The organism is Actinomadura scrupuli (assembly GCF_050971785.1).
Taxonomy (GTDB): Bacteria; Actinomycetota; Actinomycetes; order Streptosporangiales; family Streptosporangiaceae; genus Actinomadura_E; species Actinomadura_E scrupuli.
Map to the genome: position 1 here is coordinate 899958 of NZ_JBPCCU010000001.1, position 21333 is coordinate 921290.

Annotated in this window: 18 protein-coding genes; 3 read left to right on the forward strand and 15 right to left on the reverse strand. The window is 73.9% G+C overall.

Annotated elements, in window-relative coordinates:
• Window positions 1–30 precede the first annotated feature (30 nt).
• Both ACRYCC_RS04170 and ACRYCC_RS04175 read right to left on the reverse strand, forming a co-directional pair.
• Window positions 31–1638 (reverse strand): phospholipase D family protein, encoded by a 1608-nt coding sequence (locus tag ACRYCC_RS04170; RefSeq protein ID WP_433808852.1) that lies wholly within the window; start codon window positions 1636–1638, stop codon window positions 31–33.
• Between the two features lie 24 nt (window positions 1639–1662).
• Window positions 1663–2517 carry a DUF1206 domain-containing protein gene (locus ACRYCC_RS04175; protein ID WP_433808854.1) on the reverse strand — a complete coding sequence of 285 codons (855 nt, stop codon included), beginning with the start codon at window positions 2515–2517 and terminating at the stop codon, window positions 1663–1665.
• A 321-nt stretch (window positions 2518–2838) separates the two neighbouring features.
• Between ACRYCC_RS04175 and ACRYCC_RS04180 the strand changes: the two genes are divergently transcribed.
• The 3 genes from ACRYCC_RS04180 (at window position 2839) to ACRYCC_RS04190 (ending at window position 5864) form a co-directional block, all read left to right on the forward strand.
• Window positions 2839–3378, forward strand: coding sequence for an EF-hand domain-containing protein (locus tag ACRYCC_RS04180; RefSeq protein WP_433808856.1), 540 nt, complete (start codon window positions 2839–2841; stop codon window positions 3376–3378).
• A gap of 124 nt (window positions 3379–3502) precedes the next feature.
• A complete protein-coding gene (locus tag ACRYCC_RS04185) occupies window positions 3503–4846 on the forward strand; it encodes a phosphoribosyltransferase family protein (RefSeq protein ID WP_433808858.1) in 1344 nt (447 codons plus the stop codon).
• A 49-nt stretch (window positions 4847–4895) separates the two neighbouring features.
• Complete coding sequence (locus tag ACRYCC_RS04190) at window positions 4896–5864, forward strand: CapA family protein (RefSeq protein ID WP_433808860.1); 969 nt, start codon at window positions 4896–4898, stop codon at window positions 5862–5864.
• A gap of 62 nt (window positions 5865–5926) precedes the next feature.
• On the opposite strand, the gene ACRYCC_RS04195 is transcribed toward ACRYCC_RS04190, so the two are convergent.
• From ACRYCC_RS04195 to panD, 13 genes are all read right to left on the reverse strand, one after another.
• Window positions 5927–6823, reverse strand: coding sequence for a GHMP family kinase ATP-binding protein (locus tag ACRYCC_RS04195; protein ID WP_433808862.1), 897 nt, complete (start codon window positions 6821–6823; stop codon window positions 5927–5929).
• Window positions 6820–8187 carry a condensation domain-containing protein gene (locus ACRYCC_RS04200; protein ID WP_433808864.1) on the reverse strand — a complete coding sequence of 456 codons (1368 nt, stop codon included), beginning with the start codon at window positions 8185–8187 and terminating at the stop codon, window positions 6820–6822. The genes ACRYCC_RS04195 and ACRYCC_RS04200 overlap by 4 nt, the downstream gene beginning before the upstream one ends.
• Entirely contained in the window at window positions 8184–9569 is a 1386-nt protein-coding gene (locus ACRYCC_RS04205) for an MFS transporter (RefSeq protein ID WP_433808866.1), read from the reverse strand. Before ACRYCC_RS04205 ends, ACRYCC_RS04200 begins: the two co-directional genes overlap by 4 nt.
• Window positions 9541–10776 (reverse strand): hypothetical protein, encoded by a 1236-nt coding sequence (locus ACRYCC_RS04210; RefSeq protein ID WP_433808868.1) that lies wholly within the window; start codon window positions 10774–10776, stop codon window positions 9541–9543. Before ACRYCC_RS04210 ends, ACRYCC_RS04205 begins: the two co-directional genes overlap by 29 nt.
• A gap of 53 nt (window positions 10777–10829) precedes the next feature.
• Window positions 10830–12167, reverse strand: a complete 1338-nt coding sequence (locus ACRYCC_RS04215; RefSeq protein WP_433808870.1) for a DUF6002 family protein — start codon at window positions 12165–12167, stop codon at window positions 10830–10832.
• A 16-nt stretch (window positions 12168–12183) separates the two neighbouring features.
• Window positions 12184–13308, reverse strand: coding sequence for a beta-ketoacyl synthase N-terminal-like domain-containing protein (locus ACRYCC_RS04220; protein ID WP_433808872.1), 1125 nt, complete (start codon window positions 13306–13308; stop codon window positions 12184–12186).
• On the reverse strand, window positions 13301–14722 hold the full coding sequence (locus tag ACRYCC_RS04225; protein ID WP_433808874.1) for a class I adenylate-forming enzyme family protein: 1422 nt from the start codon (window positions 14720–14722) through the stop codon (window positions 13301–13303). Before ACRYCC_RS04225 ends, ACRYCC_RS04220 begins: the two co-directional genes overlap by 8 nt.
• Window positions 14715–16385, reverse strand: a complete 1671-nt coding sequence (locus ACRYCC_RS04230) for a thiamine pyrophosphate-binding protein (protein WP_433808876.1) — start codon at window positions 16383–16385, stop codon at window positions 14715–14717. The genes ACRYCC_RS04225 and ACRYCC_RS04230 overlap by 8 nt, the downstream gene beginning before the upstream one ends.
• Window positions 16378–16935, reverse strand: coding sequence for a hypothetical protein (locus tag ACRYCC_RS04235; protein WP_433808878.1), 558 nt, complete (start codon window positions 16933–16935; stop codon window positions 16378–16380). Before ACRYCC_RS04235 ends, ACRYCC_RS04230 begins: the two co-directional genes overlap by 8 nt.
• Window positions 16932–18209 (reverse strand): aldehyde dehydrogenase family protein, encoded by a 1278-nt coding sequence (locus ACRYCC_RS04240; protein WP_433808880.1) that lies wholly within the window; start codon window positions 18207–18209, stop codon window positions 16932–16934. The genes ACRYCC_RS04235 and ACRYCC_RS04240 overlap by 4 nt, the downstream gene beginning before the upstream one ends.
• 13 nt (window positions 18210–18222) lie before the next feature.
• Window positions 18223–19380 (reverse strand): hypothetical protein, encoded by a 1158-nt coding sequence (locus ACRYCC_RS04245; RefSeq protein WP_433808882.1) that lies wholly within the window; start codon window positions 19378–19380, stop codon window positions 18223–18225.
• The gene (locus tag ACRYCC_RS04250; protein WP_433808884.1) at window positions 19377–20720 is read right to left on the reverse strand and encodes a hypothetical protein; all 1344 of its coding nucleotides are present in this window, start codon (window positions 20718–20720) and stop codon (window positions 19377–19379) included. Before ACRYCC_RS04250 ends, ACRYCC_RS04245 begins: the two co-directional genes overlap by 4 nt.
• Before the next feature lie 69 nt (window positions 20721–20789).
• Window positions 20790–21212, reverse strand: coding sequence for an aspartate 1-decarboxylase (gene panD / locus ACRYCC_RS04255; RefSeq protein ID WP_433809914.1), 423 nt, complete (start codon window positions 21210–21212; stop codon window positions 20790–20792).
• Window positions 21213–21333 lie beyond the last annotated feature (121 nt).

The following is a 21333-nucleotide window of genomic DNA, read 5'->3' on the forward strand; positions in this document are numbered from 1 at the left end:
GACCGGCGGGCCGGCTCAGGGCGGGCCGGATCAGAAGGTGCCGGCCCGCCGTAGTGCGCGTGGCCGCCCGTCGGGGTCGTAGAAGCCCCGGTACACCGGCGTGGCCCAGGCCCTGGTCCACCGCGAGAGGTCCGGTTGCCGGAAGGCGCGCAGCCGCCCGGGCGGGCGGGGCCCCTGCCGACCGGAGCCGTGCCAGGCGTCCAGGGCGGCGGCCGACTCGGCGTAGGCCCGGAAGAGCGCCCGCGGATCGCAGAGGTCGGCGTCGTCACCGCCGGGCCGGTCCAGGTGCTCGCGGTTGAGACTCAGCCGCAGGTCGCGGGCGTAGACCCGGGCGGGCCGGCCCGGCTCACCGGGAAAGCGCGGCTCCCGCGGGTCGGGCGTCTCGTCGAGGACGGCACAGCTCAGCTCGGAGTCGTGGGTCCAGGAGCGGAGGTTGAAGTTGTCCGAGCCCACGCACGCCCAGGTGTCGTCGATCACACAGACCTTGGCGTGCACGTAGACGGCGGTGCCCTCGTGGTTCTCCAGGCCGTAGACGGCGACCCGGTCGCCGCCGCCGCGCCGGAGGAGATCCAGTGCCAGGCCGTGCCCGACCAGGTTGGGGGGCAGCGACAGGCGTCCGTCCTGGTCGGGGAAGCCGGGGATGACGGCGATCATGTGCAGCCCGGGGTCGGCGTCCAGCGCCTCCGCGAACGGCGCCGCCACCTGCGGGGACCAGAGGTACTGGTCCTCGAGGTAGATCAGGCTCCTGGCCCGGCGGAGCACCTTGTGATAACTGCGGGCGATGCTGCGCTCACCGTCCGGGGCGAAGGCGTACCCGCGCCGCCGCCGCGGGTAGGTGCGCAGCAACTGCACGGTGTGCGGGCCGCAGGGCGGCGGGTCGGGCGGCTGCGGCGGCAACGGGTCGGGGACGGTGTCCTCCCGCTGCAGGAGCGCGCGCAGCCGGTGCATCGGGTTGCGGGTCAGCGGGGCGGGGTCCTCCCAGCGCTCGCGGAAGACGGCCTCCACGTCGCCGACCGCGGGGCCGCGGATCTCCACCTGGGCGTCGTGCCACGGGGGCCGGCTCCCGTAGATCTTGGAGATCGGCTGAGCCTGCGGATCCCCCTTGTGATCGGCGTCGTCGCGCCGGCTGTGGCACAGGTCGATCCCGCCGACGTAGGCCACGTCCAGCTCCGGGCGCCCGATGTGACGCAGCACGACGAACTTCTGGTGATGCGAGCCGCCGGGCCGTACCCGCATGTCCAGCAGGCACTCCCCGCCCGCCGCCTCGAGATCCTCACCCAGATGCCGGTTCTCCGCCTGGCTGAACTGCAGCTTGTCCAGATGCGACCGCCACACCAGGCCCTTGACGATCACGCCGTCCCGTGCCGCGTGGCACAGGGCCTCCGCGACGTCGACCCCGTCGGCCAGCAGTTCGTCCGGGTCACCGCGCCAGTCGGTGAACATCAGCAGGTCGCCCGCCCGCAGCCCGCGTACGGCGGCCAGCAGCTCGGTGAAGTACGCGGCGCCGTGCACCAGCGGCCGGACGCTGTTGCCGGTCGACCACGCCGCCTCGCCGTCGTGCCGGTCGTTCAGGCGGGTCGCGGGGTTTCCGCGCTCCTGCCGGGTGAGCAGCCACTCCCCGGCCGTCTTGTCCGTCATCGTCATGTCATGCGCCGATGGACCTCAGGCGTTCTGGGTGCTCTGCCCGGGCTGCACCCGGCGCCAGCGCGCCTCACAGCAGGAGTAGACCCCGAAGATCACCAGGCCGACGGCCACGGCGATCAGCAGCCAGGGGCCGAGCGGCGTCTCGGCGAGCTTGCGCAGCGCTCCGTCGATGCCCTGGCTGTCCTTGGGGTCGAAGTTGATGGCGGCGATGGCCAGGAAGACCCCGACCACGCCGAAGACGATGCCGCGCGCGGCGTACCCGACGGCGCCCATGGTCTCGACCACCTTGCGGGTGTGCGCGCTCATCTCCCCGAGCTTCAGGTGCTTGCGGAACTTCTTGCGGATCGCGCCCACGACGATGGCGACGGCGGCACCCGCGATGACCAGCCCGACCAGCAGCACGAGCCACCGGCCCCCGGTGTAGTCCATGAGGCGTGCGCTGAAGTCCTTCGACTGCTTGTCGCTGGAGCTCTGGCCGCCGATGCTCAGCAGGAAGCCGATGATGCTGACGCAGACGAAGGCGTAGAAGACGCCGCGGGCCAGGGACGCCAGCCGCTTGGTCGCCTTGTGCCCGTCCGGGTCGGCCTGGCCGTAGGCCGCCTCCGCGAGCCGCCAGAGCGACAGCCCTCCGAAGCCCACCACCAGCAGCCACAGCACGAAGGTGCCGCCCGAGTGCTTGGCGACCTCGTGCAGCGCGCCGACGCGGTCGGCCTCCTTGCCGCCGCCGCCCAGCCCGATCTGCACCGCCAGAATGCCGATCAGCACGTAGTTGACGCCTCTGGCCACCAGTCCGGCGCGGGCCAGCCACTGCATCCAGCGGCTGGTGGCGGCCTCACTCCCGGCTTCCTGAACCGTACGATTCGCGCTCCGCATGTTCACGGCGACCACGTCTTTCTACCGGCGCGGTCGAACTGGGGTGCCGACCGGTCAACGCCAGATCCATCAGTACCCGTAGGCAGCGCCCGAAACGTCCGGGCGAAGTGATGATCGCCAGGTCCGCGCGGGCGGCCCGCTCGTCATCCACCACCTGACCGGGCGCGGGGCGGCCGTGCCCCGGGGCTCGGCCGGCCGTCCGGGGGGCCGGTGCGCCCCAGTTCGCCAAGCGCTCCTCCGGAGCCGCCGGGACCCTAGTAAAGTCACGCTGTGCAGTCGAATGACTGCATTCCATCACAGTGGGTCACCTCGGGGGTTGCCATGGCGATGCGGGTACTCGATCGCAAGCTGGAACGGGCCTTCGCACAACTCGACGTCGACGGTGACGGGCGCATCGAGCGCGACGACGTTCTCTGCCTGGGGTCCCGGCTGCTGGTGGGGCTCGGCGAGCCGCCCACCACCACCAAGGGCCGGCGGGTCCTCGATCACCTGGACGCCTTCTGGAACGCCCTGGTGCAGGAGACCGGCTCCGGCGGGAAGATCTCGGCGGCGGAGTTCCACGCGGGCATGACGGCGGCGTTCATCGACGGAGACCGGTTCGAGCAGGTCTTCCGGCCCGCGGCGCAGGCGGTCGCCGCCCTGTGCGACACCGATGGGGACGGCTCTATCGGCCCGGGCGGCTTCCGGGCGATGCAGCAGGCGTTCGGCACCAGCGCCGAGGACGCCGACGCCGCCTTCGAGCGGCTGGACCGCGACGGGTCCCAGACGCTCACGGTGGACGAGCTCGTGGAGGCGGCCCGGGAGTTCTACACCGGTGACGATCCCGAGGCCGCGGGCAACTGGCTGTTCGGCCCCCTCTAGTCCCCCGGCCCGGGGGCCGACAGGGCGGCCGACGCGGCGGGCGACCAGGACCGCCGTCTTGGGTAGTGTCGAATATAGGTGGGTTTGTCCCCACGGACCTCTCCGCTGGAGGGAGGCGGCGGCGATGTTCATCGACCGGGTGGACGCCGGAAGGCGCCTGGCGGAGCGGCTGGGCGGGCTACGGGCTGAGGACCTCGTCGTGCTGGGGCTGCCGCGAGGCGGCGTGCCCGTGGCCTACGAGATCGCCCGGGCCCTGGGCGCCCCGCTCGACGTGATCGTCGTCCGCAAGCTGGGCGTGCCCCGCCAGCCGGAGCTGGCCATGGGCGCCCTCGGTGAGGGCGGGGTACGCATCGTCAACGACGACATCGTGCGCAGGGGCCGTATCAGCGCCGACGACCTGGCCGTGGTGCAGGCGCGGGAGCAGGCGGAGCTCCGGGACCGCGACCGGCGGTTCCGCAGGGGGCGTCCCCGGGTCCCGCTGGCCGGCCGTACGGCCCTCATCGTCGACGACGGGGTCGCCACCGGATCGACGGCACGGGCCGCGTGCCGGGTGGCCCGCGCCCAGGGCGCGAAGCGGGTCGTGCTGGCCGTGCCCGTCGGGGACTCCGAGGTGATCGAGAGCCTGCGCGGCGACGCCGACGAGGTGATCTGCCTGGAGGAGCCGGGCATGTTCTACGCCGTGGGCGAGTGGTACGAGAACTTCGCCCAGGTACCGGACGAGGCCGTCGTCGCGCTGCTGGCCCAGGCCCCGCGACCGCATCCCGAGCGCGTGCCCGGGCCGCCGCCCGAGCCGTTGTCCCGGTGGGAAGGGGACACGGCGCCTGCCGGTCTGCCGGCGCGCGACGAGGAGGTGTCCGTCGACGGGGGGACGGTGGAGCTCGCCGGGCACCTCACCGTGCCGGAGAAGGCCCAGGGCATCGTGGTGTTCGTGCACGGCAGCGGCAGCTCCCGGCACAGCCCCCGGAACCGCTATGTGGCGGAGGCGCTCAACGAGGCCGGCCTGGGCACGCTGCTGTTCGACCTGCTGACCCCCGTCGAGGAGGCCGACCGGGCCAACGTCTTCGACATCCCGTTGCTGGCCACCAGGCTCACCGCCGCCACCCGGTGGCTGCGTGACCTGCCGGAGACCGCCGACGCCCGGATCGGATACTTCGGGGCGAGCACCGGCGCGGCGGCGGCGCTGTGGGCGGCGGCCGAGCCCGGCGCCGGCGTCGCAGCCGTCGTCTCGCGCGGCGGCCGCCCGGATCTGGCCGGTCACCGGCTGAGCGGCGTACGGGCCCCGACACTGCTGATCGTGGGCGGTGACGACCCGCAGGTGCTCGACCTCAACCACCAGGCTCAACGGCAACTGCGCTGTGAGAACGGGCTGACCGTGGTGCCCGGAGCCACCCACCTGTTCGGGGAGCCGGGCGCCCTGGAGAACGTGGCCGGACAGGCCCGGGACTGGTTCCTGCGCCACCTGAACTGACCGGGCCGGACTGACGAGGGCTGAACAAGGGCTGAAACGGCGAGGGGCGATGTCCATCACACTGGCGTTGGCGGGCGACACGATGCTCGGGCGTGGCGTCGGTGACCGGCTCGCCATGGTGCCACCGGCAGATCTGTTCTCCGAGGGGCTGCGCGACCTCTTCACGACGGCCGACCTGACCGTGCTCAACCTCGAGTGCTGTGTCTCGACCCGGGGCGAGCCGTGGGCCACGCCCGGGAAGAGGTTCCATTTCCGGGCGCCTCCGGTGGCGGTGGAGGCCCTGGCCGCGCTCGGCACGGACTGCGTCACGCTGGCCAACAACCACGCGCTGGACTTCGGCCCGGACGCGCTCGCCGACACCCGCGACCACCTCGCCCGCGCCGGGATCCTCGCGGTGGGCGCGGGCCCGGACGAGGAGCTGGCCCGTACCCCCGTGGTGCTGGAGGCCCGGGGGGTACGGGTGGCCGTGCTGGGCGTCACCGATCATCCCGGGGACTTCGCGGCGGCTCCGGACCGGCCCGGAGTCGCCTACGCCGACCTGCGTTCCGGGGTGCCGGCCTGGCTGCTGGACCAGATCGGCCGGTACCGCGCGGAGGCCGACGTCGTGCTCGTCACCCCGCACTGGGGCCCCAACATGATCGCCGAGCCGCTGCCCTACGTACGCGAGGCGGCCCGCGGGCTCGTGGGCGCCGGGGCGACGCTGGTCGCCGGGCATTCCGCGCACGTGTTCCACGGGGTGGCGGGGCCGGTCCTGTACGACCTCGGCGATCTGATCGACGACTACGTGGTGGACTTCTTCCTGCGCAACGACCTGGGAGTGATGTTCCTGGTCACCCTGGACGAGCACGGCCCGTCGGAGGTGGCGGCGGTGCCGCTGGCCCTGGACCGCTGCCACACCCGGCTGGCGGAGGCCCCCGAACGGGCCTGGATCCGGGACCGCCTCAGCGCGGCCTGTGCCGAGTTCGGCACCCGCGTGCGCGAGGAGGACGGCCGCCTCATCACCACTCCCTCGCCGTGATCATGCAATCAATCGACGATTTGATGCATGATCACGGCGAGTGGGGAGGGGCGGCCAGGGGGTCAGAGGCCGTTGAGGATGGCGACCGTTGCCGTGGGGAGGCGGATGGCGGCGTCGAGGGCGGCGTTCCGGGCCTGGTCGATCAGCCGGTCGTCGAACAGCATGGTCGCGAGGGTGCCGCTGTGCGCGACCGCGACACCGCTGCCGCCGTGGTCGGCGCAGATGTCGAGGAGCTCGTCCAGATGCGGCTTCGCGTGCCGCCGCTGGTTGACCCGGGCGCTGGCCGTGGCGGCGGTGCCGACGGCCTGGAGGTCTCCGGTCTCCAGGCCCTGCACGGCGAGATCGTGGGCACCGCGCAGGATCCGGCGCTCCCCGGCCGTGTACGGCAGCCGCCGGAAGGTGGTGGTCTCCACCGCACCGCCGGCGTCCACGGTGACCGCCAGCACCGGGAACCGGCGGCCGGGGTCGTGCAGCAGGTCCCCGGTCATGAAGTCGAACACGACGGGCCGTTCGTACATGGCGGCGTCGCTGGGTTCGATCGCACAGGCGATGGCGCCCAGCTCGGTGTCGGAGACGCCGGTGCCGAGGAGGTCGGCCAGCGCCCGGCAGGTGGCCACGATGTCGGCCGAGCTGCTCGCCATGCCCTTCCCCTCGGGAAGCGGCGAGGCGATGTCCACCCGGACGCCCAGCCGGGACGGGTACCGGAGGCGGCGGAGCAACCGCTCCGCGGCCCGCCGCGCCTTGACCTTGTGCGGTGGCCAGACCGCGACGCCCTGCAGGGCCGAGGGGGACGCGGTGGCCCGCACCCGCAGGTCGATGGGGAAGGTGATGAGGAAGTCCCGGCCGTCCAGCACACCCTGGACGAGCTCCCCGCACGTCCCGTACGCCGTGCCGGTGCCCTGCGGTCGTGCCGGCCCGCCGGACGGCGCCACCAGGTGCGCGTAGGTGAGGGAGTTCATGGCCGCGACCAGTCCTGGCGGACGAGCTTGACGGCCGTGGCGGGCGACAGGGCCGGTTCGGTGACCGCCCACCGCAGTACGCGGCGTACCGACCGGCCGAGGGCCTCCGGCCGGGGGAGGATCTCCGGGTCGCTGTGCACCGCGAACTGGAGCCGTTGCCGGGGATCGTGCAGGAGCTGGACCCGCACGCCGAACCTGCTCGTCGTGTCGTACGCCTCGATGAGGTCCTTGACCTGCGGGTCGGGGGTGGCGACGGCGCCGTCTCCCGCCTCCGGCCCGCGGTCCAGGGACATCGGCGCGATCGACGGCAGGAAGTTGAACAGCACCAGCCGGTTCTCCTCGCTCGACAGGGTCTCCAGTTCTCGCTGCGACAGGCCGAAGTGCGGGGGGCTCGAGGAGTTCTCGTGCGCCCAGGAGCACAGCCGGTCGGCGATCCCCCGATCATCATCACAGGACTCGGAGGGGTCCGGGACGGTCACCGCGTGTTCGGCGAGCGGACCCGGGACGCTGGTCCACTCGCGGCGGCCCCGGCCGTTGCGCATGTAGTTGATGGGCACGAAGCGATCGCCCCACGCCGAGACGACCAGCGACAGCGCGGACAGGATCAGCAGGTGCGGCCGGACCCGGTACGCGTTCGCGAGCCGGTCGAGGCCGGCCGACTCCTCCCGGGGCCACTCGTCGAGCCTGACCGCGGTCAGGTCCCGGGTGCCCTTCGGCTTCCAGCGCCCGCCGGGGAAGGAGGGCCGTGCGCGGTCGTCCGCCGCCCGGTAGAGCGCCCCCGACCAGAACTCCCGCGCCGCCGTACGCTCCGGGCGCGCCTCGGCGATCGACCGGGTGAAGTCCCAGAAGCCGGGGAACGGCCGTTCGGCGGACCTCCGCCGGTAGTGCCTGGCGAGCCGGCGCAGGAACAGCACGAGGGTCCGGCCGTCCGACACCGAATGGTCCATGACCAGCAGCAGCAGGTGATCCTGCTCGCCGAGCTCGGCCACCAGCACGTGCACGGGCGGATCCCGCTGGAGGTCGCGAAGCTGGTGGGCGGCGCGGCGGAGCGTCTCGGCGGCCCCTGAGCCGGCCAGATCCCCGTCGGTGCCGGTGAGCCGCAGGAAGGCGTGGCTGATCCTGCGGCGCTCCGGGTCGAAGGCGAAACCGTCCGCGCCGTCGCGATGCCGGAACCTGCCCCCCAGCGTGTCCATGTCCTGGGCGGTGGCCTCGGCCGCGGCCAGCAGGCGGCCGACGTCCAGCGGCCCGCGGACGCGCAGGACCTCCCAGACGTTCGCGTAGCGCTGGGTGCGCGGATCTCCCCGCTGGTCGCGAGTGGCGAACATCAGCATGTCGCGCTGCAGGCCGTACGGCTCCGCGATCATTCTTCGCTCTCCCTTCGGCCGGACGTGGTGGGTTCCCGGCCGGGCCACAGCCGCCGGCGCAGGAACAGCGGGCAGAGCGCGAGGACGGGAACGGCCATGGTGGCGGCGATGATCCAGGCCGCGGGTACGACGCCGTTCGTGACCACCACGCCGGTGGTGACGGTGCCGAGGACGAAGAAGGAGTCCGACAGCGGGATGAGCATGGCGAAGAAGCGGCCCTCGGAGTTCGCCGGCAGCCGGGTCTGCGCCTCGGCGTAGAACACGACGGTGCCGATGGACTCGCACACCCCGGCCAGGGCGACCGCGGCCAGGGCGGCGGCCGGGTCGTGCAGCAGGACGAGGCAGAGCCAGCAGCCGCTCTCCAGCAGGTTGACCGCCACGTAAAGGTGTCCCTGGGAGAACCGGGCGAACCGCGCGGCGGTGAGCGAGCCGAGCACGGCGCCTGCCCCCATCGCCGCGCCGAGCAGCCCGAAGAAGCCCGCGTGATGGGGGAACCGGGAGATCGCGTAGGTGGCGAGGAACAGCCGGGTCATGCCGTACCCGAACATGTACGTGAAGGCGGTGGCCGTCAGCGCGGCCAGCGCGCGGTCCGCGGCGACCATCCGGGCGAGCCCGGGGATGCTCTCGGTGAAGAGGCGGCGCAGCGCCGATCGGGCGGCCGCCCGGGCACGAACGGCCCACCGGGCTGCCCGGGCCCCCGGGGCACGCGGCGGCCCGGTGCACGCCGGGTGGGAGTGCGGCGGGCGGGAGTGCGGCGGCCGGGGGCGTGGTGGCAGGGCGAACAGGATCGCCGCGGCCAGCACGGCCGTGGCGGCGTCGGTGAGGAAGAGCGCGGTGTACCCGAACGGGATCAGCACCGCGGCGGCGGTGGGGCCGAGCAGCATGGGCAGCCGCTGGGACGCGACGAGCAGCCCGTTCCCGGCCGTCTCGGCGCCCGGGGGGATCACCTGGGAGCGGAGCGCCATCCGGGCGGGCAGCCCGACCAGATAGCCGACGCCGGCCAGCAGCCCCAGTGCCTGGATCTGCCAGAGCTCCGTCGTCGCCGGGATCAGCGCCACGACGGGCGCGCTCAGCAACGGGCCGAGGATCGCCAGGCGGCGTGGGTCCGTCCGGTCGATGACGTCACCGATGACCGCGCCGAAGAGGACGTTCGGCAGGAGTTCCAGGGCGAGGGTGAGCCCCGCGTCGAACCCGGCCCCGTAGCGGTGCACGACCATGAGCGGCAGGCCGACTGCGGTCATGGTCGAGCCGAACCGCAGGACGAACAGCGACAGTGCCAGCACGCGCAGCGGCGAACCGGGCCGGCGTCGCGCGGGGGTGCCGCCCGTCACCCGGCCGGGGGCCGTGCGCGGGCTATCCGAGGCGGCTCGTGGCGCGCCCATCCGGGCGGCTCCTCTCGTGCGGCAGCGGGGCTTCGTGCGGGAGCGGGGCTTCGTGCGGGAGCGGGGCCTCGTGCGGGAGATGGGCGAGGAACTCGTCCAGGTCGATCCGGCGGGTGCGGTGCACCCCCGGCGCCTTCGCCGAGAGGTCCAGCCGGGGCGGGCGGCACGCGTCGGAGAAGTAGACGGCCTCCAGCAGGCCGTCCGGTGTCTCGGCGAGGACCGGGTTGGCGACCAGGAAGTCGCGCACCGCGGGTGTGTCACGGCGCACCTGGAGCCACAGGCGCTTGCCGCCGAAATGGTTGGGCGGCAGCACGACCTTGGAGCCGAATCGGCGTTTCCACTGGAAGGTGCCCTTGCTGAGGAACGGTTCGGTGCCCTGGAAGTCGACCCGGCGCACGCCGTTGTCGGCGGCCCAGCGGATGAGGAAGTGGTAGACGGCCTTGAAGGCGCCGCTGTCGTAGTGCTCGTCCGCTCCGTCGAGGACCCCGAGCAGGCGCAGGGTGAGGGTCGCGGACGAGGGGTTCCAGTGGCACAGCGCCCCGGCGATCCGGCGGGACCCCTCCGACAGCAGGAACAGCCGTCCCGTCCGGAACAGGCATTCGTAGGCGATGTCCCTGGCCTCGGTCCGCTCCCGGGAGCCGTGGCGCAGGTGCATGGTCGGCCGGTACATGCGGTCGTAGAACAGGCCGAAGGCCGAGGGGTCGGTCTCGGTCCGCCAGACCCAGTGGCGCGTGCGCTGGTTGCGGGAGAACTGCCAGCGTTCGCGCTTGGAGACGCGCTGGTGCGGCGCCGCCCGGTCCCTGCCGAGGTCCACGACCAGATGCACCTTCATCGGCAGCACCAGCGCGGCGGCGGTCGGCAGCCGCCGGGCCCGTGCGGCGCTGGTGCCGACGATGGTGACGTCCGCGGCCGGCAGGCGCTCGGGCCTGCCGAGGTCGCCCGCCCGCAGCGGGTGGGAGGTACGGAGGGCGGGGCCGCCGCCGGTGCCCTCACGCCGCAGTTCGGTGAACTCCAGGGTGTGCGACAGGCCCTCGGGCAGCCCCGCGTAGCCGATCGACACCCCGCCCAGGTGTGACACGACCGCCGGATGGGAGGCGGCGCCCCGCAGGTCCCATCGGGCGCGGAACCGGATGATCAGCGGATGGGCGCTGTTGCGCCACGTGTAGCCGGCCCGCATGCGCAGCCGCCGGGCGAGACTGGGGGTCACGGGTGCGTCCTTTCTGGGAGGCCCGTGGGCGGGAGGGACGGGACCGGCCGGCCTCAGGCCTTGGCCGCGTCGCGCACCATGGCGGCGACGTCCTCGGCGGTCTCCACCGGCCGCAGCAGGCCGCGGTCGGGGGTTTCGAACTCCCCCTCGGAGTAGGCGCCCGAGCCGTGCAGCAGGATCTCCTCGCCCGCCGGGATCAGGCCCCTGTCGATCGCGGTCAGCGCGCCCACCGTCGCCATCACCATGGCCCACTCCCGCAGCTTGCGCGGATCCTCCGGGAGCCGGTCCATGCCCGCGCGGGCGAGCAGCCGGCGGACCTCCTGGTAGCGGACGAGGCACTCGTGCAGGGACACCACGATGCCGTCTCCGCCCTGCCGCCCGACCAGCTCCCGGACCCGTTCGGTGGTGGGCGGACGCCGGGTGTAGAAGGTGCGCTCCAGCCGCTCGCCCGCCGAGTAGCAGACCGCGGGGAAGTGCGGGTCGGCCGGCTCCGGCTGGCGGAGCAGGCCGGTGGCCGGGTCGAGGTCGTAGCGGGGGAGCGCGGCCCCGGAGCGTACGTCCACCACCAGGTCCGGGGTCTCCAGATGCTGGACCAGCAGGTAGTGCGCCGCGGACGCCGGCCGGTTGCGGGCGAGGATCCTGGCGCCGAAGTCGTGTCCCAGGAAGCCGTAAGCGCTGGAGACCGCGTGAGCGTGCCAGCGGCCCCGGGGCCCGGGGGTCAGCCGCTCGTCCTCGTAGAACGCGCGCACCACGTCCGCGACCATGTAGTTGTCCGGGTCGAGGGTGTACCACACCCGGAATCCGGTGGACTCGCGGAGCTCGTCGGAGACCACGCCGACGGTGGCGGTCGTCAGCTTCTTCACGTCCTCGCGTTGCGGCCCGCCGAAGACCCCGATGGGGTTGGCGGCGCTGAGGTACGGGTCGCGGAGCAGCGGGGAGTCCCAGAGCTTGGGCAGCGACGAGGACGGCACCACCACCGCCACCCGGAGGGTCTCGGGGGAGGCCATGCCGGTCTCGTAGGCGCGCAGCACGGCGTCCCGTAGCGCCACCGCCTTGTTGGCGGCGGACGGGGTGAGCAGCAGGACCGGCTCCCCGGTGGCCGCGATGTGCGCCAGCGCCCGGGCGACGATGACCAGCGAGCCGAAGGTCTTGGTGGTCCGGGTCCTGGGGTTCTGCGTCAGGTCGAGGAACCACAGCGGATGGCCGTGGTACTCCCCGAGGGAGCCTCCGGACAGCCGTGCGGCGGAGAAGAAGTCGTCCAGCCCCGCGGAGCGCGCGGGCAGGTCCCAGGCCGGCTGGAACCACGCGGGGGGACGGGCGCGACCGGCCTCGCGCAGCTCACCGACGGCCGCGAGTACGCCGTCGTAGTAGTGCGACAGTGCGTTCTGCATGGGTTCCTCTTTCCGATCACTGGTGCGCGGCCGTCAGTACCGCGGCGGCGTTGTTGCCGGCGAAGCCGAAGCTGTTGATCAGGACCGCGCCCGGGCGGGGGACGGGCTCCGCCGCCCGGATGATCCGGATCGCGTCGGTGGTCTCGACGGGCGTGGTCAGCCCGGGGGTGCCGGGGGCGATTCCGGTGCCGAGGGTGCCGATCCCGGCGGCGATGCCCGCCCCCGCGGAGACCTGCATCAGATGCCCGATCGCCCCCTTGTGGGAGCCGACCGGGACGCCGTGCCAGCCCAGGCAGGCCCCCAGGCCGTCGATGGCGGTGGTCTCCGCCAGGTCGCCCTGCGGGGTGCCGGTCGCGTGGGCGTGCACGTAGTCGACGCGGTCGAGACCGGCCTCGTGCAGCGCCGTGGACATGCAGCGCGAGACCACCGCGGCGTCGGAGGCGGTCCGGCTGTTGCCGCCGACCCGGCAGTCGAGCCCGGCGACGCGGGCCAGCGGCCTGCCGCCCCGGGCGCGTACCTCGGGTTCGCGCTCGACCAGGACGGCGGCGCTGCCCTCGCCGAGGCTGGTGCCGTCCCGGCCGGAGTCGAACGGGCGGGCGCCGCCGGGGCTGAGGGCCCCGACGACGGACATGCCGAGGTACTCGTACCGGTTCAGGGTGAACGCGCCCGCGACCACCGCGGCGTCGCCCAGGCCGCCGAGCACCCAGTCCCGCGCGTAGCCCAGCCCGAACAGCACCGAGGCGCAGGCCTGGGAGAGGAAGACCACCTCGTCGAACTCGACCGCCGTGCGGCCCGGGGGCGGCCAGGACGCCGTGAGTTCCAGGGCGTCCTCGTCGTCGTCCTGGTCCTCGTCGTAGGCGGTCGGCACCCGCGGGGCCTGGCCGACGAGCACGAGCAGCGTCCGCGCGGGCGGCGGGCCGTTGCCGAGCGCCTCGTCCAACGCGGCCGTCAGCAGCCGGGTCCGGCGCCGGCCGTCACCGGGGGGAAGGGCGACCTGCCCGCCGACCGCCTCGGGACGGCCCGCGTCCGTCAGCGGGCCCAGCCCGCGCTCACCGCGCACCAGCCCGTGCCAGAAGGCCCGCCTGCCGATGCCGTACGCGCTCGTGAGGCCGAGCCCGGAGATGACCAGGGCGTCAGACATGTCGCTCCTGTCCCCGGTACCGCAGTGCGGCCCGGTCGAGTTTGCCGGAGGAGAGGGTGGGGAGCTCGGGGACGAGTTCGATCCGCCGTGGCCGCAGCACGGGCGGCAGGCAGGCCCGGCACCGGGCCTCCAGGGCGGCGGCCAGGCCGTCTCGGGCGGCCCGATCGGTGATCCCGCCGGTGAGCCGGCCGGTGCCCCGGTCCTGGGGCACGACGTAGGCCATCACGAGGTCGCCGCGGGGGCTGCCGTGCGGCACCCCGACCGCGGCGGCCTCGGCGACCCCGGCCACGCCGTACAGCACGTCCTCGACGGTGCTGGGCGCGAAGGTCTCGCCCTGGACGATGATGACGTCCTTCAGCCGGCCGGTGATCCGCAGGAAGCCGCCGGGCAGCAGTTCGCCGCGGTCGCCGGTGCGCAGCCAGCCGTCGGCGGGCAGGATGCTCGCGGTGGACTCCGGGTCGCCGAGGTAGCCGGTCATCAGCCCCGGCCCCCGCACCAGCACCTCACCGGTCGCCGGATCGGTGCGCAGCTCGGTGCCCCGCAGGGCGGTCCCGACCGTGCCCGGCCGGTAGGTGCCCGGCCCGGAGACCGCCACGTTGGGGCCCGCCTCGGTCAGCCCGTAACCGTCGTGGATGGGCTGCCCGACGACGGCCGCGAACCTCCCGGCGAGCTCGCCGGGCAGGACGTCCCCGCCGCAGCCGCGCAGCCGCAGCCCCGCCAGCCGGGTCCGCAGCACGGGGTCGCGCTCGGCGAGCCGCAGCAGGAGGCCGTACAGCCCGGGAACGCCGTCGAGCAGCGTGATCCGGGGGTCGATGAGCCGGTCGGCCACCGCGGCGGGACGCAGCGTCGACAGCACGTGCAGGGCCGGTCCGAACCGCCGCCACATGTGCAGGATGCTGAAGCCGTAGGCGTGGGCGAGGGGGAGGGGCACCAGCCAGTGGTCGTCGGCGGTGGCCTCGAACCGCTCCCAGCTCGCCTCGGCCTGGTAGTCCAGTGCCGTCCGGGACAGCAGGACCGCCTTCGGCGTGCCGCCGCTGCCGGAGGTCCAGAACACGGCGCCGCCCTCGGGCGGAAGGGCGGGGTCGGGTGGCAGGCCGGCGAAGGCGGCGACGGGCTCGACGACGGGCACCCCCCGGGCGTCCGCGCCGACCTTCGCCCGCACCGAGCGCGGGACGCCGGCGGAGCCGGGCGGGCCCTCGCCCAGGACGGCGACCGCTCCCAGCCGGTCGGCGGCCATCATGGTGACCACCAGCGGCACCCCGGTCCGCGCGGTCGTGCACACCGCCGTGCCGGGGCCGACGCCGCACTCCTCCAGAGCGGCGGTGACGTCGTCCAGGTGCCGGGTCAGCGTGCCGCCCGGCACCTGGGTCCCGTCCACCACCAGCCGTGCCATGAGCAGGCTCTGTCTAGGCATCGTGACCCGCCATGACCCTGGCGATTCCCGGCGGGATGTCGTCGTCGCCGACCTGGACCCGGACGAGCGCGACCGTCCCCGCCGCGGCGCTCGCGCGGGCGGTGCGCAGGATCGCCCGCAGGTCCGAGCCCGGTCCCGCCTCGCCGACCGTCCCGCCGAGGGCCCGGACCACGTCGTCCACCGGGAACTGCACCGCGAACCGGGTGACCTCGTCGGGCTCGTCGGCGAGTGCCCGCAGGTGGCGGGGCCAGCCGTAGCCGGAGTTGTCGAAGGCGAGGATGACCAGCCCCACCCGGGCCTCGGCGGCGGTCACCAGGGCGGGCAGGTTCATGGCGAAAGCGCCGTCGCCGCACAGCAGCACGGCCGGGTCGCCGGGCAGCGCGATGGCGGCGCCCACCGCGGCGGGCAGGCCGAAGCCGAGCATGGTCTGCTCACCGGGCACGACGACGCGGGTGCCGGGCCCCACCGGGAGCAGCGGGTAGTGGTAGGACCAGATGTCGTGCAGGCCGTTCTCGTGCACGTAGGTGGCCCGCTCCCCGAAGACCTCGGCCACCATCATCAGGGCGGTCCGGGCTGCGGAGGAGCCGGGGTCGGCGCCGCGCTGCTCGGCGCGCACCTGCTCGTCGAGCTCGGCGATCCGCGCCCGCCAGGCCGTCCGGGGCGGTTGCGGCGGCCCGCTCCGCAGCGCCTCCGCCAGCTCGGCGAGCACCAGGGCGGGGTCGCCGAGCACCGCCGCCTCCGGCTCCAGGACCTGGCCGAAGACGTGCGGGTCGGCGTCGATGTGGACGAGCCGCACGTGCTCCGACTCCGGCCAGCCCATCCTGGCCGTCTCCTCCAGCCGGGTGCCGATCGCCAGGACCACGTCGGCCTCGGCCGGCAGCCGGTCCAGCGGTGGCGTCGCGTACAGCCCGATGAGCCCGGTGGCCAGCGGATGCGACTCGGGTACGGTCCCGCGTCCCGCCGCGGTCGTCATGACGGGTGAGCCGAGCGCCTCGGCGACCCGGAGCGCCTCGCCACCGGCCTCGGAGATCCGTACCCCGCCACCGACGATCATGAGCGGCCGCTCCGCGGTGCGCAGCACGGCGGCTGCCCGCCGCACCTCCCCGGGGTCGGCCGCGGCGCGCCGCCGGACGACCGGGTCGCGGGAGGGGGCGGGGACGGGGCTGCCCGCCTGCGCCACCTCGTCGGTCACCTCGACGATGGTCACGCCGGGACGCCCGTTGACCGCCAGATGCACCGCGCGGCGGATCGCCCAGGTGAGCTGCTGCGCGGACTCCACGACGTGGTGCCACTTGGCCAGCGAGGCGGCCATGGAGCGCTGGTCGGTCTCCTGGAAACCGCCGCGGCCCAGCCCGGCGGCCGGGATCCGGGTGGTGACCACGACGAGGGGCACGCACAGCGAGGCGGCCTCGGCCAGGCCCGCCAGCGCGTTGGGGAACGGCGGGCCGGACGTCAGCGCGAGCACGGCCGGCCGGCCCGACACCATGGTGTGACCGGTGGCCAGGCACGCCCCGATGCGCTGGTCGCGCACGGTCACCGCCCGCAGCCCCGGCACCGGTCCGGCGGCGTCGAGCAGGCCCGGTTCGTCGGCGGGCACGCCGACCACCAGCTCGCATCCGGCGTCGGCCAGCGTGGCCGCGACGGCCGCCCAGGCGTCAGTCATGGAAGAACTCCCGGCCCGCCAGGTCGCTGGCGCGCACCGTGTAGCCGAACGCCAGCGCCTCGTCCTCGGCGCCCGGGGAGGGCACCACCTCGCAGAGGTACGCCGCCGGGAACCGGCCGGCCGTGATGCCCGCCGTCGCCCACTTCAGCGCCGAGCCGCTCGCGTCCCCGCCCGGCGTCACCAGGGCGTACGCCGCCCCGGACCAGCCGGTGCGGTCGGCGAACCGCTGCAGGGTCAGCGAGGTCTCCATCCGCACCGACGCCAGCGGCCGTGGCCGGCGCGCGGTGTCGCGGCACTGGGCGACGAAGGTGCCCACCTTCCGTTCGCTCAGCCGGGAGGCGACCAGCAGCACGGGTGCCGAGTTGCGCACCGGCTCGGGGAGGTCCGCCCCGATCGCGCGCAGCAGCTCGCAGACCACGTCCTCCGGCTTGGCGGACCGGGCCGGGAACCAGCGGACGCCGGTGACCAGCGTGGGGCACGCGCTGGAGGGGGCGCAGATCGCGGGCTCGCCGTGCACCACCGCCGTGCGCTCCTCGGTGAGCACGCTCATCGCGAGCCCCGGGTGGCCAGCTCGGCGGAGAGCAGGAGCGGGCGGGCCTGCAGCCTGCCGTCGGGGCCGCGGACGGCACCGGCCTGCGGACCGTAGCCGCCGAAGGGCCTGTTGCCGTCCTCGTGGTCGAAGGTGGTCAGCTCCCGCAGCACCCGCGCGGTGCCCAGCCGCCGCGAGTCGATGCGCTGCTCGCCGAAGACCGACGCGTACATCCCGCGCGACAGCTCGTACGGGGAGAAGGCCCAGCTCTCGATCTCGGAGGGGTCCTCGTACGGGGCGAGGCAGAAGATCGGGGAGAAGAACTCCGGCGGGTGCAGCTGCTGGGACCGGTCGTGCAGGACGATCGTCGGGTCCACCCGGAGGGTCCGCGCGTCGGCGTGCCCGCCGAAGACCACCTGCTCGGCGTGGTCGGAGATGTACTTCTCCGCCTGCTCGGCCGCGTCGGCGTAGACCAGCGGCGCGACGACGGCCCCCGGCGAGCGCCGGCCGGCGGTGCGCACGGCGCTGAGCGCGATCTTCAGATCGTCGACCACGGCGTCGAGGTGACTGCGGTGCACGAAGATCAGATCGGAGCAGAGGCAGTCCTGGCCGGAGTTGTACAGGCGCGAGGTCAGCATGGCCCGGGTGGTCCGCTCCGCCGCCGCCTGCGGTCCGACGATCATCGGGTTGGGGCCGGAGCCGAAGAGCAGGAACAGCGGCCGGTCCCCGATCTTCCCCATCACCTCGAGCCCGTTGTCGTACTGCCCGGTGAAGACCACCGCGTCGGCGTCGGCGCAGGTGGCCTGGAAGGTCCGCTGGGACTCCTCGACCAGCCGCACCCGTTCCATCACCCGCGGCCCGCAGGTCGTGGCGAGCAGGGCGTGCACGGCGAAGGCCGTGGCGCGGGTGCGTGCCGACGGCCGGATGACGATCTCGTCGCAGTAGAGCGAGGGGATGAGCCCGAACAGGACGTAGGAGTAGAGCACGTTGTTGGACGGCAGGAACACCGCCAGCCGCCCGGTCCGCGGCGGCCCGTTGCGCGCGACCTCCCAGGCGGCGCCGGCGAGGGCGCGCACCGAGCGGTTGATCTCGTCCTCCGCGGCGGTCCGGGTGGCCGTCTCGGTGAGGATGTCCAGCAGCGCGCTCCGGTGAGTCAGCACCGCTTCGGCGAGCCGCAGGGTGCGCTCGTGCAGCCAGCCGGGATCGGTGGCGCTACGGGACCGGCTCGAGAGCAGGGTCACCGGGTGCCGTCTCTGTTCGGGTACGAGCGTCGTCGCTGATCGGTGGGCGTCCATGGGGGGTCCTCTCTCACTGCGTTCTCACTGCCGGGCCGGCCGCCGGCCGGACCGCCGGTCTCGCCACGGGCACGGCCACGGGTACGGCCGTATGCCCGGCCGGTGCGGGGTGCCGGCGTAGTTCGTCGCGCAGCCGCAGCAGCCGGCCCACGACCCCGGCGGTCTCCCCGGCCGTGAAGCCGCCGGCCCACCGGCCGAGATGGGGGGCGAGCACGTCGCGGACCGGCGCCGCGAACGCGACCGTCCCGCCGTCGACCTCGACGCCCTCCCGCCGGGCCCACCGCTGGTTGCGGGCGATCGCCCGCTCGCGGTCCAGCCCGGCCGGCAGGTCCAGTTCGACGCCGCCGTGCCGCACCCGTACCGGGTATCCGCCGGGGAGGCCGAGCGGGCCCGGGAGACTGGTCCGCAGGTCCGCGCCGCTCAGCAGGGCCCGGACCAGCAGGGCCGCCGCATGCCCGGTGACGGCGTTGAGCTCGGGCCGGGCGGCGGCGCGCTGGTCGGCGAGCAGGTCGCCCACCCCGGCCAGCGGCCGTCCGCCCAGCCACGCCTGTGCCTCGTCCGCCGCGTCCGCGCAGGCGTGCAGGTGAAGGTGGTGGCCGAGCACCCGCAGGTCGCTCTGGTCGGGCAGGTCCAGCTCCCGCTGCAGCGAGGCGGCCAGCAGGCCCACGTTGCCGACCCCGGTGGCGACCGGCACGCCCAGTGCCCGCAGCAGCGGGTTCACCGCGTCCGGATAGCAGGCGTTGACCAGGGTGGGCCGGTACGGCAGCCGGGCGAGGGCCCGGCCCGCGAGCCAGGCCAGGTCGGTGTGGAGCGGCAGGGCCATGGCGATTCCCGCCGCGTCGAGCAGCGCCGTCCACGCGGACGGCGCTGCTTGCCCCTCCCACGGCGACTGCCGGGACGCGCAGCACACCACCAGCGAGGGCTCCGCGGCGGTGAGGGCGGCGGCGAGGTCGTCCTCGTCGGTCAGCGCGTTCGGCACCGCGCGGAACCCCGCCCGGCCGCCGCCGAGCCGTGCCCGGGTCTCGGCGGTGTAGCACAGCTCCCGCGACCGCGGCTCCGAGCGCGCGACCACCGTGACCCGCACCGGGTCGCGCACCAGGACGGCGATCGAGTGGCACAGCGCGCGGGCCAGCGATCCGCTGCCGATCACCACCAGCGATCCGCCGCTCATCGGCCGGTCCCCGCCACGGCGACGTTCTCCATCGCCCCGAAGCCGTAGACACTGACCACACCCCGGCTTCCGTCGGGGAAGAACCTGGTCAGGCAACCGCCCGAGCCGGTGCCGAACAGGCACGGGCTGAGCACGGGAGCGACCATCTCGGTGCGGGTGCCCGCCTCGGAACCGTCGCTCAGCACCATCGGGACACGGACCGGCGTGATGTACTCCTGGACGATCCAGTCTCCGGACGCCAGCGCGTCCTCCACCGCGTCCGCCCACCGGCGTTCCCCGGTGTCGGGCCCGAGCAGGACCTCCAGCCCCATCATGCCGATGGACTTCTTGAGGACGAAGTTCTCCGGATGCGCCAGCAGCAGCTCGGGCAGCGCCCGGACCCGGCCGCGCCAGGTGGTCTTGGTGTCCCGCACCTCACGGGTCCAGGGAAGGTACCGGTCCGCCAGGTCGCGCTCGGTCTCCGTCATCCACGGCCGGCCCTCGGACACCCACGCGAGCACCTTCTTGTTGGCGAGCATCCCGCTGGTCTGGGACGGCAGCAGCCGCCAGCCGGCCCGTACCGCCGTGCGCACGGGAGCGAGGTCGATGCCGTGGTTCTGCCAGTCGACCACGTTGAAGTAGCGCAGCCCCAGGGCGTACCGCAGCCGGCCGGGCAGCCCGAGGCCGTCGAGGAGGTCCTCGGGCTCGAAGAAGTCCGCCGTCAGCCCCCGGCGGCGCAGGTAGCGCACCTCGAGGTCGAAGTACCGGTCCGAGCCGGCCCCGGGAATGTCGCGCCGTGACCCCACCACGGCGAGGGTGGGCTCGGCGCCCAGCTCCCGCCGGGCCGCCAGCAGCGCGTCCGCCCTGGCCCTGAAGGAGTCGAAGCCCCAGAACCCGGCCTCCTCCCGCGGTCCGTACACCTGGTGCCAGACGCTGGTGAACACCTGGCTCTCGGTGGGGCCGCCGAACGTGCCGGAGACGTTGAACTCGACGAACTTGGGGCCGTCCGGTCCGATCACCACGTCCGGCCGGGCCATCAGGGCGCAGAAACGCTCCTCGAAGTCGTCATCGGCGAAGATCGGGTAGGCCGAGTCGCCGGCGCCCAGCGCCGCCATCCGCGACCGCCGTGTGGTGCCCGAGCGCAGCACCGCCCTGCGCAGCAGACGGAGCAGGCCGTGCCCGGCGCGGAACAGCTCGCGATAGGAGGTCTCGGGAATGACGAACGGATGCTGGGGGAGCACCGGGAAATCCAGCCGTACCCCGCAGTCGGCCAGTTCCCGGTGCATCAGGTCATGAATGGCGTCAACGGATATGCGGGCCTGCGGGCGGACATAGGGCCCGAACCAAGAACGAGTGGTCACGTGAATATCCATTCTGGTGACGTCCGGCTCTGTGGTGTCCGGCTCGGGGGCGTCCGGCCGGCCGGCTGGTCAGCGGCCCACGGCCACCAGGTCGCCGCGCTCGGTACCGGTGCCCAGGAGGCTCTCGGCGGGGTCGCTGCCGGTGTGGATGATCCGGTTGGCGCCGTCCACGAAGACGACCCGCGGCTGGAGGGCGTGCGCCTCCTCCTCGGTGACCAGGCCGTACGCGATGATGATCACCAGGTCGCCGGGGCTGATCAGGCGGGCGGCCGCGCCGTTGATGCCGAGCACGCCGGAGCCGCGCGGGCCGGCGATGAGGTAGGTGGTCAGCCGGGCGCCATTGTCGATGTCCACGACGTCGATCCGCTCCCCGGGCAAAAGGCCCGCCGCGTCGAGCAGATCCTCGTCCAGAGTGAGTGATCCGACATAATGCAGATCGGCCTGCGTGACGGTCGCCCGGTGGATCTTTGACGTCATCATATGCCGCAACATTTCTACCTCAATGAGTGTCGTCGTTCCGGTGCTCACCAAAAGCCCGCATAATGTGATCATGTAACGGCGGCTGTTCTCGGGCAAGCCTTTATGGCAGGGCAAGAATCTGCATGACAGGGCA

Excerpts from the sequence above, each read along its gene's own strand:
- ACRYCC_RS04220 (WP_433808872.1), bottom strand. The coding sequence starts at position 13,308 with ATGTCTGACGCCCTGGTCATCTCCGGGCTCGGCCTCACGAGCGCGTAC.
- ACRYCC_RS04175 (WP_433808854.1), bottom strand. The coding sequence starts at position 2,517 with ATGCGGAGCGCGAATCGTACGGTTCAGGAAGCCGGGAGTGAGGCCGCC.
- ACRYCC_RS04195 (WP_433808862.1), bottom strand. The coding sequence starts at position 6,823 with ATGAACTCCCTCACCTACGCGCACCTGGTGGCGCCGTCCGGCGGGCCG.
- ACRYCC_RS04185 (WP_433808858.1), top strand. The coding sequence starts at position 3,503 with ATGTTCATCGACCGGGTGGACGCCGGAAGGCGCCTGGCGGAGCGGCTG.
- ACRYCC_RS04170 (WP_433808852.1), bottom strand. The coding sequence starts at position 1,638 with ATGACGGACAAGACGGCCGGGGAGTGGCTGCTCACCCGGCAGGAGCGC.
- ACRYCC_RS04230 (WP_433808876.1), bottom strand. The coding sequence starts at position 16,385 with ATGACTGACGCCTGGGCGGCCGTCGCGGCCACGCTGGCCGACGCCGGA.
- panD (WP_433809914.1), bottom strand. The coding sequence starts at position 21,212 with ATGTTGCGGCATATGATGACGTCAAAGATCCACCGGGCGACCGTCACG.
- ACRYCC_RS04215 (WP_433808870.1), bottom strand. The coding sequence starts at position 12,167 with ATGCAGAACGCACTGTCGCACTACTACGACGGCGTACTCGCGGCCGTC.
- ACRYCC_RS04225 (WP_433808874.1), bottom strand. The coding sequence starts at position 14,722 with ATGCCTAGACAGAGCCTGCTCATGGCACGGCTGGTGGTGGACGGGACC.
- ACRYCC_RS04235 (WP_433808878.1), bottom strand. The coding sequence starts at position 16,935 with ATGAGCGTGCTCACCGAGGAGCGCACGGCGGTGGTGCACGGCGAGCCC.
- ACRYCC_RS04245 (WP_433808882.1), bottom strand. The coding sequence starts at position 19,380 with ATGAGCGGCGGATCGCTGGTGGTGATCGGCAGCGGATCGCTGGCCCGC.
- ACRYCC_RS04240 (WP_433808880.1), bottom strand. The coding sequence starts at position 18,209 with ATGGACGCCCACCGATCAGCGACGACGCTCGTACCCGAACAGAGACGG.
- ACRYCC_RS04190 (WP_433808860.1), top strand. The coding sequence starts at position 4,896 with ATGTCCATCACACTGGCGTTGGCGGGCGACACGATGCTCGGGCGTGGC.
- ACRYCC_RS04200 (WP_433808864.1), bottom strand. The coding sequence starts at position 8,187 with ATGATCGCGGAGCCGTACGGCCTGCAGCGCGACATGCTGATGTTCGCC.
- ACRYCC_RS04205 (WP_433808866.1), bottom strand. The coding sequence starts at position 9,569 with ATGGGCGCGCCACGAGCCGCCTCGGATAGCCCGCGCACGGCCCCCGGC.
- ACRYCC_RS04180 (WP_433808856.1), top strand. The coding sequence starts at position 2,839 with ATGGCGATGCGGGTACTCGATCGCAAGCTGGAACGGGCCTTCGCACAA.